Below are 17,199 nucleotides of genomic sequence, written 5' to 3'. Positions count from 1 at the left end.
TGTTAGTCTCCGCAAAATAGGGCTTTATGAGGCAATACGGCAGATATTTTGCGTTTCTTAGTATGGTATGATAATATTATATTATCGTACCTTTAAGGGCCGCAATATGCGCTTTTGGCCCACAGGGCACCGATGCGGAATTGCTTTTTGCCTATTTTCGGTACTTTCATGTGACGACAACGTATAACAGGGCTTTTTGGCGCACATAGAGCACCTGCGCGTAGCTAAAAAGTGCATTTTCAACAACAAAGGACTTTTGTGGCCGTAAAAATATCCAACGGACTTGCAAAGAAGCTCGGGATCACAAAACCGACAACTGATGCACATACTCTGCAGCGCAATCTTCAAAAGGCGCAGCGGAAAGCGGCCGCGCTCCAAAATGGCGGCCGGCAGAAAAAGAAAACGAAACCTGCGGCTGACCAGGCACAAGAAAGCGGAGTGGCCGTGTTGAGCCGGGTCGGAGATTCGAGCCGCTACATACTGGAGCTGGACGATGGCGATTAAGCGTAGAAAGAGTCTGCAAAATGACGTTAGGGATTACGATCTCAGCGAAACGGGATCTCTCTCCGGCGATATCGACTTGTGGGTAGAACGCTTTAAGCTGGCCGAGCAGAGAACGGAAAAGACGCAGCGCTCATATATGGAAGCCCTGAAGCCCTTTACGCAGTTCTGCGATGAGTATGACGGGGAGATTTCCATAGAGGAAGTCGGCTCCAAATTTATCAATAATTATATAGTGTACTATATAGAATACCTCGCCGACTTTGGACTGGAAAAGGGCAAAATAGACGAGGATGAGCACCGCGTCACCATCCTTTCTCTCGAGGGCGATCACGGCATGAACGATAGCGGCCTCCCGGTGCCGAAACGCTATCGCAGAACGGTGAAGCACCGGCTTACCGTTCTGAAAATGCTGTTAAGGTATATCACCAAAGAGAACAAGCAGAAGCATGACTTCATCCGTCATTTTCAAGAGGTCGTCAAGGTCAGTGACAAAGGGCTCGAGCCGCAGCCGCACCTCACTGACGAAGAGATGGAATCACTGATTCTCGTCGCCTACGACTGGCCGACGCACTACTACCGCACGCAGATAGAAAACGGCAGGGAGTTCAGTGCATGGCGATATTCGTTTCTTGTGCTGATCTACGTTTTGACGGCCATGCGCGCCAGTGAGGCACGTTATCTTCGGTTGGGTGACTTTACACCTTTTATGAAAAAGTTGAAAGACGGTAGCACCCTGCGAATGTATTCTATCAGTGTCAAGATGGCCAAAGGCGACAAAACGCGGAATGTCCTTGCGCCAGCCAGGATCCTCGACAGGCACCTTTCGTATTTCAAGGAATTGTACGGTGGAGATCCGGAGCGGTACATCGCTGCCCGAAGCCCCAAAGAGAATGTGCCGGTGAGCTACAAGTCGCTTTATATCTATTCGGCCAGGATCTTTGTTGCCGCCGGTATCGACTCTATTCGCTGTTTCCACCCCATTAGACGAGGCTGGGCCACAAAGATGGTGTCGCTGAAAAAACCTGGAGCGATTATTTCAAGAATCATGGGCCACAGCTCGTTCGCCACGACGCATGAACACTACATTATTCCGAGTGAACAGGCGATGGCAGAAGTGTATGACGACGACGATTGGGTGGGGGTAAACCAAAGAGAAGATTGATTTCATCCGAGCGGCGGCCGCACGTTGCTCTTTGCCGGCGCTTCAAGTATAATCGATGCCAAAAGGAGTCCCATGAAACGAAGGATATCTGCCCCTATTTTACCGCTGTTACTACAGATGGCCACTGTATTCGATGCTGCTGAAACAGTATGTATTGCACAAAGTGGAGAACAGTGATGGCGGAGGGCAAAACTACCGAAAAAGGGTTCCTGGTAATTGCTGCCTCCCTGCAAGACGTTGTGAAGATAGGAGGGTTGGGAATATGCGACCGATGCGGTCGTGCGCGGCGGCATGGTTTCGTCGTGCCCGTTCTCGCCGGGCGATGGTACTGCGACGAGTGCTTCGAAGCGTGGCACAGCATCGCAGTGAACTATGAAGAGGATCACGCCTACGAGCAAGAGACGTACGAGCGATTTTCTCAACTGTTCTCCCTAGATGCGTCAGACCATGCCGCCGAGTGAGGACGCTGCGCGCCACGTCGTGCGCATCGTGGCCGTGTCTGAGCGCGTGTTTGAGGCCTGGATCGATATGGGGGATGGGGTTTTGCACCCCTCCGGTGTTATGGGGACTGACGCGGCGCAAACAAGGGAGGATGGCAGGCAGTATGCTGCTGTTTCGAGGGATAGATCCGCTTCGCAGGCAAGATCGCGGAAACGGGGAGGATGCCGGGATGAGAATGTTTAAAGCGGAGTTCACGATTTCGGTCACAGATGATGAGGTTGAAGTAGGCAGCTGTATTGTATACACCGAGGCTGATAACGAAAAGGAGGCGGCGGAGAAAATCCGTGCATGGCTCCTAAAAAACATCGAGGTCTGGCCGGAGGACGTGTTCGAAGCGCAAGACCTCCCCGGAGCGCACCTGATTGTAAAATAGCTGATCTCGGCTACTGTATTCCGGGGGTTAGGTGGGGCCAGGACAGCTGTAACTGTTCCCTGCGTGTTTACACAAAAGACACCATCGTGATGAGGTCTTTTGTATAAATGGAGCCGGGAATCACCCCGCGCTCAGTTTCGGTTTGGAGAAGGCTGACCACATCAGCGGCTCAACCTCTCTTACTTTGTCAAATGTTCCGTCCTCGTCGGCAACGGCGTACCAGTTTTCATCATGGTCAACATAGCCGACGGAGCATGTCTGCCCAAAGTGCGTCATGAAGGTGATGAGTACATCCTGCTCTGGATCCGGGAGCGAGGCTTCGCAATCGTACCAGATTGGTTCGCCGAGGTGCGGATCAGACGCGAATGCCGCGCCGTTGATCGTCTCGCACAAGGTATCAATTTCCTCGGGTGACATTTCGCCCTCTTCAGAAAACTCCTGCGGATATCCACATTGCTGCAGGACGCGCAGTCCCGCGAGGATGGCGTTGAGTTCTTTTGGTGTAATAGTTTTCAATTCGTTCTCCTTACGAACGTCTGATAATGAGAAAGTCGTACCCCTCTTTTCTCATGGAGAGATAAGTGAGTAGCGTTACCATCTCCGGACTTGCGCCCTGCTCTTTTGCCTCCTGCGGGTTACGCGGGTCCTCGAGGATAAAACCCCGCGTCACCGTTTCGCCCGCGACCGTCACCTCTTCGATCTTCTTTTCAGAGAGCAAGGAGGGGTTGGCGAGAATTTCATTGCAGAGTGCTCCTGTCAAACAGTAGCTGGTCAAAACCAAGTCACTCTTATTATGGTATTTCATTTGTAGCACCATGTAATCTTGAGTTCGTCGAGCCAGCAGGCGATCGTTTCCATATCGTACTTATTGCCGCTTTCGGCTATAAGAGAGCCGTATGAAGTTCGGTGCCACTCAATCTCTTTTTTCTGAAGTTCCGTGATGATCTTCAGTTCAGTTTCGTCATCGGTCAGTATGTCGATCGTTCTCATTCCAAACATGCTTTTTCCTTTATTGGTATTCCCAGTAAACGTCGTTCTCATCGAGCCAGAAAGTTACCCCGTCGATGATCTTTTCATCTTGGTGTTTTACGAAAATCCCTCCCCAGGGGGAACGCTCCCACAAGAGCTCGCGCTCTTCAAGCAGGGCAAAAATGCGCTTTTCTGTTTCGGGATCCGTGAGAATGTCAATGGTTTGCATCCTATTTCTCCTTGGTGTGGCTTGTTGGCGTGCAGCGGTAGCGGACTGCTTTCTCCTCAATGGAAATCGGCTTCATCGTCATGGCTACCGTCTCGATGCTGACCCCGTAGGTCTGTTGCACCGCTTCGTCAACCATTTCGTAGAGAGCGACACTGCCCAGGCGGGCAATATCCATCGGTTTGAGCAGCATCTCCACTTCATAGCACCCTTTTTCGGCGTCGACACGAAAATCGCGAAGACGTCCTTGGTAGCTGCAGGAGCAACACTTCATCGACGAGTTGTCGTCGTAGTCGGTGCCGCCATGCTCCTTCCCGGAGTACGGACCGAATGGATTAGTGCCGTCGTCCTGGAGGTCGCACCACATAGATGCATGAACGATAAAGCTGGTCTGGTTCCCGCATACAGGGCAGACAACTCCTTTGAGGCAGTTGTCATTTTCATCGTTGGCCAGCAGTTGTTTTTCCGGAAGCTTGATGGTTGCGGCGTGGATGAGCCGGCCGAGGTATTCCTCGTCAAGCTCGTCCTGCAGATATTCCATCAGCTCGGTCAGGATGCGTTCGCGCACCAATGGCTTCACAAGCACGCCATTCTCTCGAATATGCTCCCCGATCTCGATCGGTTTGCCGAGGTGGTGCGTGAGGGTGAATGTGAGCGTCGCATCAAAGTAGATTTGGCCCCCGAGATCGAGGGCTGTTTTTTGCGTATCGAGTACGATGTTAACTTGCATGTTCAATCTCCGCAAAGGTGTCCATGCCCTCGACCGACATGTTTCTAAGTGCCATGTATTTGACTACCATCGCCTCGAGAGCGTTGGCCGTCTGGCTGAACAGGTCGAACAACTGTGCGTCCTCTCCGACCGAAACGGTGACCGGGTCGACGAGATAGGTTTCTTCCCAGTTCGCGGCGTAGACGTGAATGTTGCGAAGCTCGTCGCGGATCTGAACCGTTACACGCTCTGGTACAGCACTCATGTCGGAGAACACATCGAGGTATTCGCAACCGTCGCGGCAAACGCCCCCTGGGAGACGGCAGCTTCGGTTGGCGTATTGTTCAAGCAGACTCATAAACGCTTGGGCAGGAGCATCTGTGTCGTAGAGATCCGCAACTTTGAAGGGGGCGAGGAATGTTTTCGCTGAATTGAATTTCATAATTTTTCCTTTTTCAGGGTATTAATTTGCGGGGCGGGCCCGTGGTGGTTGCGCATCGGGAAGGAGGGTGTTGAGAACCGTAAGGATCTCTTCGCGGCCCATGCTCGCCTTGATGCGGTTGAGTATGGCAGTGCCGTTGAGGTTTCTAAGGCGCTGCAGGAGGTGTTCGTAGGGACGGTGTGCTTTGGCGTAATCTCCGTAGAACCAGTTGTCAAGGAGTTTCGCTTTCCAGGTGCGCCCTTCGATCTCTTTGTATTTGATCAGTGCATTGGCAAGGTCCGCTGTGCGCATGACGCTTTCCTTTTGCCGCTGATGATTTTCTTGTCGTTGTAAAGTGCCCTGCTGCTCATCGTAGATATCCTCGATCGTGTCGTGAATACTGTCCCAGTACGCCTGCATTGGAATGGTCATTTGAACCGAACCGCCGCCGGCGGAGGACTTGATGGTGTTGTGTTCACGCCAGAAGTCACCGCTCAAGTAGTAATATTCGAGGCAGTGGGATTTCGTCCGGCCCTCTTGGAAGTGGGCGCGGTGCGCAAGCTTGGTGAGCAGCTGCTTCTTTTTGGTGTCGTCGAGTTTGCCGAATGCGCGGTCGAACAGCATCCCCTCGAGTGCGCGGTGCACAAGAAAGGTTGGTTGATTCTGGTCCATGCTGTAATAACCGCTGGTGCGGTTGATCGCAGCGACGATTCCACCGTTGCAGATCCGAAGCATGTATTGAGCCTTCTGCTCGACGCTCATTGCGCGTTCTGGCGAAACGCCTGCGCGGATCCGCGACACGATTGCGTCGGGAACTTTGTCGCAGGACGACCAGCTGTACGGAACCGCCTCGACAATCTTGCCGTCGACAATCCAGTACGAGACTATGCGGAAGTCATTATGCTCGCGGGTGACCTTGATAGGCTTTCCGCTGTCGAGCATGGCCATAACCACGAGGAAGGTGTCGCGGTGAAGCCCGATGGACTCCGGAACCTGAACACCTCTGATGCTTCCAATACAAGAAGCCCCCCAGTTACCGTCTACACCGATATAAAAGTAGTCATACTCTCCGGCGTATCCGATCACCTTGTCATACCGCGCCCAATCGTAGCGATCGAAATCAGTATGAAAGTTATTGACGTTGAACAAGTCCGCTACATTTCCTGTAAATCTCATCTTTTTTCCTTCTAGGGTTTCTTTGGCGCAAAATGCGCTTCTATTCCGCGGAGGCGGCAACGCGGTCAGTTCCCCCAGTATTCCATCGAGCACTGTGCGTCATTGTGTGTCTGCTTGATTGCATCCGCTACGGCTGTCCAGGAGGGAATGTCCACCCCTTGGCCAATAATTTCGGATGCAAGCGTTTTGGATTCGGGGAGCTGGTAGCTCGGCGGCAATCCGTTCAGCCTGGCCAGTTCGACCGGCAGGAAGAACGAAAACGCATCGCGATCCGGATCGTAGAGAATCGGTTGTGACATTTGAGCTTTGGTGTAATGCTTGGTCACGGTCGGGGCGACTCTGTCGTCGATGTAGACGCGCCCGATGCCGAAATTGCGCTTCGCGTCCTTCTGCTTGTTCTCCGCTTCGCGGCGCAGGAAGTTGGCGATAGACTTGTTTGTTTCAGCGGTATGCCACTCGCGCTCGTCGTAAGGCACCTCGAGGATATCCCGGATGCTCTTTGTCGACGCAGCAGCACTCGTCGGGATCTCGACGGGTTTCCCCATCGAACCGATCAGGCAGTACCGCTTGCGCTTGGTCATGCCGCCCATATCATAGGCGTAGAAAATGGCCTCAGTCACATGGTATTGCATGGCCTTCAGCACATTTTTCACGACGTCGACGATTGCCGACTTCGCAAAGCCCTCGACTTCTTCGATTACCGCTATGCCCGGCCGTATGGCGCGCACCGCTTCGAGGAAGTAGTATGCAAGGTATCCGGTGTCTCCCGCTTCACAAACCGCTTCGCCGGTATCGACGGCTTTCGCCTTGCCGGCGTTACAGTATTTGTCGCACGGAGCACCGCCCATTACAATGTCTGCATCAGGCAGCAGGCTCCAGTCGGCGTCTTGTATGCGGGTGTTGTAGGTGAAAACGCCGGGGTTGTTTTTTTCGTAGTTGCCAAGGTAGGCGTCCACGATTTCAACGGCCCCGACGGGTTTGAAACCGGATAGCTTGAAGCTTTCCGTTAATGTGCCTCCGCCGGCGAACAGGTCGATAAACGTAAGGGGGTTCGTTGCTTTGGCCAAGGCCTTTTTCTGCAACTGTTCCTCTGTCAGCGGTTCGATCTCGATGCGGTCGGCGTAGATTTTGATACAAACGTTCTCGACGCCTTCGAAGGCTTCTGAGAGCGCTTTGTTCTGAATGTCAAGTACGGGCTTGCCTTTACGCTGCGACACGATTCTGTGGCCGAGGACGGTCTGGCGGATCACCAGGCGTTTCGGCGTGAGCGAGAGCGTAATGGCGGCACCGGGCAGAAATTCCGTATCATTGAGCCGGTTGGACTCCAGGAAGATGCGTTTTTCATTTTCGGTGCCGATGGCCGAGGTGTAGACTTTCATAATGTTGTTTTGTTGAGAGGGGATAGCACTCATGGCTTATGTCTCCTTGTCGTAGGCACACTCCCCAAAGGGAGTTATGCCACGCGCGGGTGCGCGGGTGAACTCCCTGTCGGGAAAACTATGCTGCTGATGAAAACAAAATAGACGGGGACGCTTCACTGAAGTAGCGGTCCATCCACGAATTGGAGGCCATCTGGTTGCCCGAGGTGCGGACCGTACCGTTCTTCTCACGAATTTGAAAGAAGTGGTGCAGGCCGTCGTCGGGGCGATCAGCGATCGTCGATGCGATATCGAATGCGTCGGCAATGCTTTTGGCCATAACGTCCATAGAGCCGAGGGTATCCGTCAAAGCGTATTCGTAGTCGACCGTAATGTGCTGCAGCTCTCCTTCGATCGGAGCGCCGATAAACTCCACGGTTTTGGCTTCGATTACGTGCAGAAATCCATCCTTTTCGATCATGGTGATGAGGTGGACGTCTTCACAGGTGTGCCGGCGATAGGTTTTGCCTGCAAGGGCACACGCTGTCTTGTCTTTAGGTGTCACCGCTCTCGCGTAGACTTTGTCGCCCTTTCGGATGGCTTTCGTCTGCGTTGCGCCGGCAAGGCTGTTCATGTCGGCATCCACCCAGTACGGCACCACGAGGGTTCCGATAACGGAGTGAAGTGTGGCCGAGGGGTGCCCGAGTTCCGCTGCCACGATCGCCGTAGCGTTCGGTGCGAATGATGCGGTGGCTCTAAGCGCCTCTTTGACACTGATGCCCGACTTGACCTCGATTCCCTGTAAATAGATGCCTTTGGCAACCATGCAGATATCGCGGATCATCTGAACGCTGTTCAGTCCACGGATATACTGCCAGTAGGATTCATAGGCAAAATAGTCATGCACGGCGATTTTCTTCATCTGCTGATGAAAACGAATAGTGGTGGCTTCATGGTTTGTGGGTGTAAAGTGGTACATATTGCCTCGTTAAAGGGTGCAGGATCCCCGGGGGAATCCTGAAATGCGTAAACGCATGTGGACTCCCAGGGGAGAAACAGAGGAATTCGATCTTTGGACCGCCGTTCGTCAGCTTGCGGCTGCGAATCGAGGGTCTGTCGCTACAAGGTGCCCCAAATCAAACGCAGCGTTGCCGGTGACCCGGTAGACGCCTTTTTCACACTTGATGTATTCCAGCTCGAGGCTGACTTCAAGGTGTTCGATGAGATAGGGGTAGAGCTTGTGTGCAACGCTGATCCAGTCAATGGCGCGCCCGGCGTCGGTAATCCGATCAATGGGATCGTGCCCGAGTTTGACTGGTTCAAAGTCCTTGTAGATCCAGCCCCGTCGAAGGGCTTTTTTTCTTACGTCGCGGAACATCTTTAGCAACAAAATGTCGTCAAGGAGCCGCTGTTGCACTTCTGAGTGAAGCATGGTGGGCCTCCTGCGGACCACAGTAGGCACAGAATCATCCCCAGGGGATGTTCTGGCCGCACGCGATAAAGCGCGGGTGAACCCCCGGGGGGAGAAACGGTAAAGAAGTCGAAGTGACCTCCGAAAAACCGACGGTGATAAGCAGGTGTGCGTGATGGTTGGCTTCCGCCAACGCAAATGCAATGCTTGCGTCGGCTTTTCGGAAGCCACTTGTTGAAGAATGGACGGCAGGGCCGTCGGGGTCGCACCGGTTTCCCTGAAAAGGTACTCTGATTGGCGCGGTGTGTTTTCGTCGCTATGGACGCCTTTCCCGTCTTTTAAGGAGCCCCGCGTATGCGGTACATATCATCGCGGCGCGATCATACGGGCGGGTGGCTGCCTCTGTGCTCAAAAGCGATCACTATCGTTTTTGAATACAGTCTAATAATAAACTGCGGATATTATATCACCGGGGGCTATATCGACCAAGGCGCAGCATTTTTGCGCCTGCAGGCGCGTGGAGGTTGCCCTTTTCATGCCGTTGCGTTACCATTGCCCCGTTGCCGCGTCCGCACGCGCGGTATCGAATGTTCTTCTCTCAATCCTGATGCCAGTGACGATCACTACTTCGTGCGGTACACCAACACTCCGGCGGTTGCTGACCCGGCCGCCACCTTTTTTCAAAGCCACTATCTCGCCCGGACCCGCCGCGACACTCGGCGCTCCGGGGGCTGCTTATACGACGCCTACCACAAGCCCTTCTTGCCCGCGCAATCGTCCTGCAACACTGCCGCCGCGCTATAATGGCGCAGAATCAACACAAGGACGACACGATGCAGATAGATGCCGACTTCACAGCGGACATGGCCGACATTCTCAAAGGATGGATGCAGCGGGAGGGGTATGACATTTCAGCGCTCGTGGCCCAGGAGGTCCTCTTCGCCTATTACAACATCAAGGCGCGGATCCCCGCGGCCCAAAAGCGCAAGGTGTTCTTCTCGGACGTTTTTTCATGCCCCCAGGCGCTTCAGGCCGGGCTAGAGCTCTTCAGGCGCCACAGCGAAGCCGGCGACAGCCTCAAGCCGCACCTTAGCAAGTTCGTCAGATGGCACGACAAGTACGACAACCTCATCAGCGACTGGGGCGTACACCATTTTCACCTCGGCGCGGGCCTCGAGGCGGACGGCCACTTCATACAGCGCACCGGGCCGCTGCTGTTCGGCATTGTAAGGGACGATGCGGTCTACGCCGTCGACGTCTACGCTCACGGCGCATGGACCGACGACAGCATCATCGAGGTCGTGCACCGCAACTGGCCGCAGCTGATCGCCCACTGCAAGGCCGATGGCGTATTGGACACAGCATTGAAGGGCTTGACACCGGCGCAGCGCGCCGAACTGCGCAAAGCCAACCTCAATGCGTCAATTACGGTCGCAGACGGCACCATCTACCACTCCCCCGGGGGCGGTATCACCAGCGCCGGCATCGGCATCGGCACCACAATGAGCGTCAACAGGCTCAACCGCTTCACCCGCGACCTGCAGGCGGCCCTTCCGGAGGTCGTCACGGGGGTCAAGCAAGAGCTGCTCGAAAGAGGCTACACGGATGGCGCGACACTCAAGGCCGAACTGGTGCATGGCAGCGGCAAACTCTACTTCCAGTTCCCCGACCAGGCGTATGCCGTCGACATAAAAACGCCGTTTACATTATAAACCAATATAGCCCACAATCCCCCTCTAATTGCCTACACCCTCTCTGCCCTATTGGCCATTCCGGCCCCGGCCCCTCCCCGGTTCGCGCGCGTTTCCCTATTTCCCCTTTTATCCCTTTTTCCCCTTTTTTAGCAACCAGGAGGCAGGAACCCCCCGAAATTCGGCCACCCTCGTTCGGTTCGCTGCGGCGGGGATCTCGTTGAATATTGAGCGCCGCCCCCCAGGCGGTGCGGTACGATGATCGGGCGAGCGTCCGGTCGTGATGCTGCGGCTGCGGTCAGCTGCAGGGCGATAGCGAACGCCGAAGGCGCAGCGGCGACCGGCAGGATCAAGACGATGAGGTGCGGCGGGCACGGCAGGGTCAAGGGGATGCGGACAAAGCGGGGCAAAAAGGGCAAACAGGGTGAGCCCCGGCGGGAAAGATGGATCGGACGGCGACCGTCGGGAGGTTTTGCCGACGGCGCGGGCCTGCACCTGCGGGAATGGGCTATATTGGTTTGTGATGTATATTATGGCAGCCCTGCTTTACGGGGGTTGCGCGGCGAAGAGGGGGCGGCGGCCCCGGGGTGCGCGGAGACGGAACCGGGGTTTTCTTGCTGGAGCTGCACGTCGAATGCGTTATCGAACCGGGCTATATTGGTTTTTGACGTATTTTTTCGCATATCGGGTTTTATAGCCTATAATACCCCTGAATACCGTTTAAAAGGAGTCGTAATGGAGGCAATACACCTGATAAACCGCGCGTTCAAAACGCCGAGCAAGGTGTTGAGCATCGACGTGAAGATCGAGTCAGACGGACGCAGCCGTGAAGAGGCGATCTTCTTCAAGATCAACCACTACAAAGAGGATTCGGATATCACGATGCAGCTCAGGTGCCCGGACATTCGATCACTCTCGTACGCCCTGGCAGACGCTGTGGAACTCAAAGCAGCCCCGCAGTACAAAAACTTTACCGAGTCCAAAGGCAAAACGAACGAGCTTTCCATCGGATACACCGGTGAAGGTCAGCAAACGGGCACGTTTTTTCTCAACATCAAGCAAAAGAACGGCAAAGGCAAGGATGCGCCGGTCGAGAAAGAGGTGGCCTTCCCTTTGCGTCGCTACACGGCGCTTGCGGTGATCGACACACTGCGCCTCGTGGCCGACGAGACGGAACGGGCGCTATTCAGGCTCAAAGGAGGCGGCAATGGCTACTAAACGCATTTACAAGGACATTTTGAAAACGAGCGCGGAGCGCGTCAGCACCCTGCTCTCCTCTCTCGAACCCGTCGTTTACACCTTCGAGGGCATCGACCCTGCACGCCTTTTCCTCGTCGACGCCGGCGTCATGGCACAGCTGGTTCAGATCGGGCGCGAGCACGACATGGCCGTCTCCGAAGCGTTCATGCAAGACGACCGCTTCGAGGACAAGTACGCGGAAATCGAGAGGAAGGTCGATCCGCGCCACAAGCACGATTTCAGCCACGTTATCAAGCTCGTCAACCCGGACATGAGCGCACACACCTACGGGGTACACCGCGAACGGCGCTACAAGAGCGTGACCGACCCACGGAAGGTACGCGATGAAATGCCCGGCGAGCTTGAGCGGTGGGCCAACTCCCGCCGCAGCAGCGCCGAGCAGAGTACCGACGTCGAGGACCGCCAAGAGGTGCGGGCGAAGATCGAGAAGGATATCGTCGACAAGGAGCGCACCTTCAAGAAAGTGGTGGGCTCGTACGAAAAATACGAGGTGCGGATCCTCTCGAAAGAGCGCGCCAAAAAGTACGCGACGCTCACCTACTCCTGCGTCGACGACGACGGGAAACGCAAGAGCGGCAGCCATCACCTCGCCATTTCGACGCTGAACGCGTTGTGGTATCAGCCGCTTCGCTATCGCCCCAACGACACCAACAGCGAGTTTATTCGCAAAGCCGAAGAGCTCGGGAACGTTATCGGGGATATCTATTTTATTCGAAAGGATCAGGAATGAAATACATCGTTCAACGTGCGCTCGGCTACGCGCTCGGCAGGTTCATATTTGCGGCGATTGGTAGTATCATCACCGGCGCACTTTATTTCTTTAACTCTATAGGGGGAACTCACTAATGCGTTCATTCATCGTTTTCATGCTGCTGGGCATCGCGCTGCTGCACGGCGGCTCGATCAACAACAAGGACTTCGGATCGGCGACGGTCGCGGAGGTAACCTCCATCTACGACGGCGATACCTTCCGTGCCAACATCGCGGGGTTTCCCCCGATCGTCGGTGAGCGGATGGGAGTGCGCGTCGCGGGCATCGACACGGCTGAAATGAAGGGCAAATGCTCCCAGGAGAAGCAGCTGGCCAGAGAAGCGAAGCAGTTTGCCGTCGCCATGCTCCGCGGCGGTCAACACATCGAGCTGCGCCACATGAAGCGTGGCAAATACTTCCGGGTCGTCGCGGAGGTCTACGTCGACGGCAGGAGCCTTTCTGATGCCCTTATCGCCAAAGGTCTGGCCGTACGCTATGATGGCGGCAAGAAAACGCACGACTGGTGCCGGTAACCCGAAGGAGCAACCATGTTTTCTACCTTAATGCTTGCAGCGGGCGCCCTTATTCTCGTCAGCTATCTCATCTACGCGCTCAACCGCATCGCCGGCGGCATCGTGTTCGCTATCGGCGTTGGCTTTATGCTTTGGGTCGCCAATACGCCCAACATCGCGGGCGTCGAGGACGCTACTTTCGTTCAAGTTTATACCGCTCACTCTAGCGTCACAATGAAAGTCACTTGTCCGGACCTTTATGCGGAGATTCCCAATCCAGGATCCCTCGAGCAGGTCGAAGGAGCCGAAATCGGCGTCCTCCAAGACGCGGACGGCAACCGCTACAGCTGCGTCGCCTGCAAGCGGCTTGCACGCGACGCGATCCTCGCTCAACCTAGCCGATTTTGAAAGCCGCCTAAACGGACTTCAAAAGCGCCTAATGGCGTGAGCGTGCCGCCCTGGCACGCCCGTTAGACTTCCTGCGACGAAAGCCCCTCGACCTTCTCCTCGGTGATCTTGTCGATCGCCTCGCCCGTCAGACCTTCGCCTGAAAGGTTGTCGTGGTCAATAACTTCCACGTCGCACGCCTCGCTGGCGAACACCTCTTGAACGATGCCGCCGCTTACAATGATTTTTACAGTAACTTTTTTCATTCTTTTCTCTTTCTCTTGATTAGAACAGCGACAGCTGCGTCGCCGTATCGGCCGTATTGCGCACGGCACCCGCCGGGGCAACGTCCTCCTCTTCGTCGTCGTAAACGCTAAAGAGATCCAGAACGGCCACCTTTGGGTGATAGTGCTCGAACAACACCTCAAACACATCATGCTTCTTCGAATCGAAGACGCCGTATCCGTACCATCGGCTCAGTTCGTATTGCGACACGTCGATGCCGAGATACTCCGCCGTGCGTGGCTCGAGGCCCAGGTAGCAGTCGGCGTTCTTTTTGTCGAGGCATTGGTTCGCATGAACATTCAAAAGGTCGCCCCAGGCTCCGCGCCCTCCCGATCCATTGGGATCGTATTTGAACCCTCCGGTGATGAGCTTGCGGAACTCTTTGACGCTTTTGGCACTCTTTCCGATCGCATCGAGCGATTCAAGTGACGCCCCCGGGATTTCAGACTCTTCCATCTCACGGTACGACCATTTGAGGTGCTGTTGGCACCCGGTCACAAAAGCCTTGACCTTCTCTATCTTCTCTGTCTCGAGGTCGTGTTCCACACGGTGCCACCCGGTAAACTCATACAACCATTCGATGATATCACTACCATTCACTAGGTCCAATGAGTAGACGAAACCGTTGCGGTCGTGCCAGTGATACACGCCATCCGACCAGAGCCAGTGATAGTTGTACTTTTCCCCATTGCTATATTGGCCCTGAAAACGAGGACCAAGATAAAGACGGCACGATCCGGCGAAGTGATAAAACAGCCTCATCGGCTCTACACCATCTTCAAGGAACCTTTCGCTCTCTTCACACCAGAATGGACCTACGTCAAGCCAGTAGTCATCGGTGCGTTCCGTATGCGGATTTTTAGGATCGTAGAGCGTATGCTCGCTAAAGACAAAGCCGATAACGCGCTTGAACTCCATAGCCCAATCCTCCACAGAGGGACGCTTGATGCCGCAATGGCTCTCTACTATCGCGGTTGAAGGCAACCCTTTAACTTTCGTATGGGCGTTGTCCACTATCACGTATCTCTCCGGCACCAAATAGGAGATATCCTCCGCTTTGAGCAACTTCATGTTCTCGATCAGATATTTGAGCGTTTCGATCACGTAGCTTTCCATCGCTCCCTTGAACTGCATCTCGAACCAGATAACATAACTGATATCCGGGTTGAGATTCTGGACGTCGTTGACGACGTCGCGGCATTGGAGGTATGGACCGTTCGCCGATCTATAGTGCCTATCATCGTCGAGCTCATTTTCGCTAGTCCATTCGATTGAGCGCTCCTCGAAGATCACCTCATCAAAATAGGTCCGAAGGACGGCAACGTAATCGTCGGCCGTTTTCTCCTTCTTCTTATTCCTCTTCGGCTTCTCTACGAGCTCGCCGTCATCGTCGAACTCATCTTCGTCCAGGTCGCATCCGCAACCCAGCTCGCACTCTTCGTCAAAGAATTCCTCTTCGTTTTTCATTGTTTTGCCTTTGCTTAGAACAGGGAACCGGCCGCTGCAGGAGCAGCTGCTTCTTCCTCGTTCTCATCTTCTTCATCATCAAACAGATCCAGAGCCTTTGCAGGCGGGTGGAGACGTTTGAAGTGGTGTTCGTAGGGACTGCCCTCGAACACGATCATTATTCGACTTCCCGACCATTTCAGGGGGAGGCCTTCAACATTCCAGCCGTACCGCTTGGCAACACTCTCATGGATAAAGAAGCGCGCCTTAGCATTGCCGTCGCTACTCATGTCAAAATCGAACAGGCGGCGGGACGGGACAGCCATCGGCTGACTCGACCTGAACGGATACACGGCGTTGAGCCGGTGTTGAAAGTCTGTCGCATCGCGTGACGTCATGCAGACAGCGTTAATGGTCTCCGCATCGACACCCTCGTGCATCCCTCTTAGCAATTCCACAATGGCCTGGTCCACGGCATCCTCCGTCGTAGACGGAAGCGCAGCGGCCTCGATGCCGGTGAATTCGCGCAAGAAAGCCAGATAGTCCTTGTAATACGTTTCGGCGACCTCATCGTCATACGCATAGCGCGCATTGTTGCTGCTGTCGTTTATGTCTTTGTACCCGTTAACAGAATAGGGATAGTGGACGTACCGCTTCCCAGCGTAGTTGAACGAAATCTCCGGGATACCCATATTGAGCGACACGTAGAAAAGGTCCGTCAGTTCATGGTCGTACAGCTTTCCACCCCGCTCCTCCAGGTGCTCCCGGAGGCTGCAATGGCTCAGCGTGTAATTTGTGACTGCGTAACCGTCGTGATACCCCAGGCGAGGATTGTCGTTCTCGTAAATGCCGTTTTGGAAAACGTGGCGAATAACCGCCTTGCGCTTTTCGTTGATAACATCGGGCGTGGGGATCAGGTTGTTCTTCCGCTCTGAATAGAGCAGATAGTAGTTGATCCCCGGTGTAGGCACATGCTTTCCGTCGCCGGATGAAACGGGGTTCTCTTTGTCGAAAAATGAAATATCCTCGTTCACCACCAGCTTTTCGTAGTTCTCCACGACATAGCGGAAGTTCTTCTTGACGAAATCATGGTGTACTCTGATTTTCAGATTGCACCAGGTCTCGTACTCGATATTCGGGTTTTGGTTCTCGATGCCCGGACGCTTTTGGCATACCAGGTCGACGTACTCGTAGTTGTCCGTCGAGGCTGTGATATTGTCGATCGCTCTTGCGGGCTGCTCCGTAAACGGTACGATCTCGTACGTGACGTGATCGAACAGCTGCTTAATGCGCTCGAGATAATCTTCGGCGGTCGCCGCTTTTGACAGCCTGCGATTGCGCTTGGGTTTCTCCTCGTAGTCCTCGTCAAGTTCTTCGTCGAAGTCCTCGAAGTCCTCTTCGTCGTAATCCCCGCAATCACAGCCACAGGCGACCTCCTCTTCCTCTTCGTAAAAAAGTCCATCTTCAGGCAGCGCACTCATCTTCACCCTCCTTCGTAAAGTTCCAGAAGGTGATCGCTTTCATGCCGCGTGTGCTCGGCGACACAAAGTTCACCACCACTTGGCCAAAAGGCGTTTCGATCAGATCGTAGTGGAGGGTTTTCATGCCGACGAGATCCTCGGAGCAGACATGAGCCCTATGGAGGGTATTCATGTAGACAAGATCCTTGGAATATACAAGGGCCCCATCGTTGCCGTGAGCTTCGGTATGCCAGTTTTCGAACTGCTTAATGCGCTCTTCCGTTTTGAGATCCACCACATTGATTCTGGCGACGCCGCGTCTGATGACAATAGTGAGCAAGTCGACATGGTCATTACCATTTCCCCCACTGATATCGACGTGGTATTCGCCGTCTTTATTGAAGTTAATATCTTTGGCTTTCATGGTTGAGAAATCATAGTGATCGACCAGGTCGTGATCCTCATCAAGCTCGAGACAATTGAACGATTGTTTGCATTTGCCACCCTTGACACTGCCTCGGAGTTGAAACTCGATGCTGCAGCGTGGATAGCGCTTTCTCAGTTCTCTTTTGAGACTTGTAAAATTTTTCATATCAGC

At 54.3% G+C, this 17,199-nt stretch carries 22 protein-coding genes; 8 read left to right on the top strand and 14 right to left on the bottom strand.

Features of this window, described 5'->3' with window-relative positions:
* Positions 1-258: 258 nt before the first annotated feature.
* From ACXWTF_RS13065 to ACXWTF_RS13055, 3 genes are all read left to right on the top strand, one after another.
* On the top strand, positions 259-504 hold the full coding sequence (locus ACXWTF_RS13065) for a hypothetical protein (RefSeq protein ID WP_461715431.1): 246 nt from the start codon (positions 259-261) through the stop codon (positions 502-504).
* Complete coding sequence (locus ACXWTF_RS13060; RefSeq protein ID WP_461715430.1) at positions 494-1,666, top strand: tyrosine-type recombinase/integrase; 1,173 nt, start codon at positions 494-496, stop codon at positions 1,664-1,666. The genes ACXWTF_RS13065 and ACXWTF_RS13060 overlap by 11 nt, the downstream gene beginning before the upstream one ends.
* A gap of 592 nt (positions 1,667-2,258) precedes the next feature.
* On the top strand, positions 2,259-2,540 hold the full coding sequence (locus ACXWTF_RS13055) for a hypothetical protein (protein WP_461715429.1): 282 nt from the start codon (positions 2,259-2,261) through the stop codon (positions 2,538-2,540).
* Positions 2,541-2,660: 120 nt separating this feature from the next.
* Here ACXWTF_RS13055 and ACXWTF_RS13050 read toward each other — a convergent pair whose 3' ends face one another.
* From ACXWTF_RS13050 to ACXWTF_RS13005, 10 genes are all read right to left on the bottom strand, one after another.
* Complete coding sequence (locus ACXWTF_RS13050; RefSeq protein ID WP_461715428.1) at positions 2,661-3,056, bottom strand: hypothetical protein; 396 nt, start codon at positions 3,054-3,056, stop codon at positions 2,661-2,663.
* A gap of 10 nt (positions 3,057-3,066) precedes the next feature.
* A complete protein-coding gene (locus ACXWTF_RS13045) occupies positions 3,067-3,345 on the bottom strand; it encodes a hypothetical protein (protein WP_461715427.1) in 279 nt (92 codons plus the stop codon).
* Positions 3,342-3,539 (bottom strand): hypothetical protein, encoded by a 198-nt coding sequence (locus ACXWTF_RS13040; protein WP_461715426.1) that lies wholly within the window; start codon positions 3,537-3,539, stop codon positions 3,342-3,344. Before ACXWTF_RS13040 ends, ACXWTF_RS13045 begins: the two co-directional genes overlap by 4 nt.
* A gap of 10 nt (positions 3,540-3,549) precedes the next feature.
* Positions 3,550-3,738, bottom strand: coding sequence for a hypothetical protein (locus ACXWTF_RS13035; RefSeq protein ID WP_461715425.1), 189 nt, complete (start codon positions 3,736-3,738; stop codon positions 3,550-3,552).
* Between the two features lies 1 nt (position 3,739).
* Complete coding sequence (locus ACXWTF_RS13030; RefSeq protein WP_461715424.1) at positions 3,740-4,465, bottom strand: hypothetical protein; 726 nt, start codon at positions 4,463-4,465, stop codon at positions 3,740-3,742.
* Positions 4,455-4,886 (bottom strand): hypothetical protein, encoded by a 432-nt coding sequence (locus ACXWTF_RS13025; protein WP_461715423.1) that lies wholly within the window; start codon positions 4,884-4,886, stop codon positions 4,455-4,457. The genes ACXWTF_RS13030 and ACXWTF_RS13025 overlap by 11 nt, the downstream gene beginning before the upstream one ends.
* 21 nt (positions 4,887-4,907) lie before the next feature.
* On the bottom strand, positions 4,908-6,041 hold the full coding sequence (locus ACXWTF_RS13020; protein ID WP_461715422.1) for a hypothetical protein: 1,134 nt from the start codon (positions 6,039-6,041) through the stop codon (positions 4,908-4,910).
* A gap of 65 nt (positions 6,042-6,106) precedes the next feature.
* Positions 6,107-7,420, bottom strand: a complete 1,314-nt coding sequence (locus tag ACXWTF_RS13015) for a DNA cytosine methyltransferase (protein WP_461715421.1) — start codon at positions 7,418-7,420, stop codon at positions 6,107-6,109.
* Positions 7,421-7,538: 118 nt separating this feature from the next.
* The gene (locus ACXWTF_RS13010; RefSeq protein WP_461715420.1) at positions 7,539-8,321 is read right to left on the bottom strand and encodes a hypothetical protein; all 783 of its coding nucleotides are present in this window, start codon (positions 8,319-8,321) and stop codon (positions 7,539-7,541) included.
* Positions 8,322-8,486: 165 nt separating this feature from the next.
* Positions 8,487-8,831: a hypothetical protein gene (locus ACXWTF_RS13005; RefSeq protein ID WP_461715419.1), complete on the bottom strand. Its 345-nt coding sequence runs from the start codon at positions 8,829-8,831 to the stop codon at positions 8,487-8,489.
* Between the two features lie 782 nt (positions 8,832-9,613).
* Here ACXWTF_RS13005 and ACXWTF_RS13000 point away from each other — a divergent pair.
* The 5 genes from ACXWTF_RS13000 (at position 9,614) to ACXWTF_RS12980 (ending at position 13,431) form a co-directional block, all read left to right on the top strand.
* Positions 9,614-10,522: a hypothetical protein gene (locus ACXWTF_RS13000; protein ID WP_461715418.1), complete on the top strand. Its 909-nt coding sequence runs from the start codon at positions 9,614-9,616 to the stop codon at positions 10,520-10,522.
* A gap of 714 nt (positions 10,523-11,236) precedes the next feature.
* The gene (locus ACXWTF_RS12995) at positions 11,237-11,719 is read left to right on the top strand and encodes a hypothetical protein (protein WP_461715417.1); all 483 of its coding nucleotides are present in this window, start codon (positions 11,237-11,239) and stop codon (positions 11,717-11,719) included.
* A complete protein-coding gene (locus ACXWTF_RS12990) occupies positions 11,709-12,491 on the top strand; it encodes a hypothetical protein (protein ID WP_461715416.1) in 783 nt (260 codons plus the stop codon). Before ACXWTF_RS12995 ends, ACXWTF_RS12990 begins: the two co-directional genes overlap by 11 nt.
* Before the next feature lie 115 nt (positions 12,492-12,606).
* Entirely contained in the window at positions 12,607-13,044 is a 438-nt protein-coding gene (locus ACXWTF_RS12985) for a thermonuclease family protein (RefSeq protein WP_461715415.1), read from the top strand.
* Between the two features lie 15 nt (positions 13,045-13,059).
* A complete protein-coding gene (locus ACXWTF_RS12980; protein ID WP_461715414.1) occupies positions 13,060-13,431 on the top strand; it encodes a hypothetical protein in 372 nt (123 codons plus the stop codon).
* A 62-nt stretch (positions 13,432-13,493) separates the two neighbouring features.
* Here the strand turns inward: ACXWTF_RS12980 and ACXWTF_RS12975 are convergent, their stop codons facing one another.
* Genes ACXWTF_RS12975 through ACXWTF_RS12960 form a run of 4 tightly spaced genes read right to left on the bottom strand, consistent with a single transcriptional unit; the run spans position 13,494 to position 17,193 of the window.
* Positions 13,494-13,676: a hypothetical protein gene (locus ACXWTF_RS12975; RefSeq protein WP_461715413.1), complete on the bottom strand. Its 183-nt coding sequence runs from the start codon at positions 13,674-13,676 to the stop codon at positions 13,494-13,496.
* Between the two features lie 19 nt (positions 13,677-13,695).
* Complete coding sequence (locus tag ACXWTF_RS12970) at positions 13,696-15,162, bottom strand: hypothetical protein (RefSeq protein ID WP_461715412.1); 1,467 nt, start codon at positions 15,160-15,162, stop codon at positions 13,696-13,698.
* A gap of 14 nt (positions 15,163-15,176) precedes the next feature.
* Positions 15,177-16,622 carry a hypothetical protein gene (locus ACXWTF_RS12965; RefSeq protein ID WP_461715411.1) on the bottom strand — a complete coding sequence of 482 codons (1,446 nt, stop codon included), beginning with the start codon at positions 16,620-16,622 and terminating at the stop codon, positions 15,177-15,179.
* Positions 16,606-17,193: a hypothetical protein gene (locus ACXWTF_RS12960; RefSeq protein ID WP_461715410.1), complete on the bottom strand. Its 588-nt coding sequence runs from the start codon at positions 17,191-17,193 to the stop codon at positions 16,606-16,608. Before ACXWTF_RS12960 ends, ACXWTF_RS12965 begins: the two co-directional genes overlap by 17 nt.
* Between the last annotated feature and the right edge of the window lie 6 nt (positions 17,194-17,199).

This window comes from Thiomicrolovo sp. ZZH C-3 (assembly GCF_054862725.1).
The sequence above is the reverse complement of the archived record's forward strand: the minus strand, read 5'-3'. Positions and strand labels throughout refer to the sequence as shown.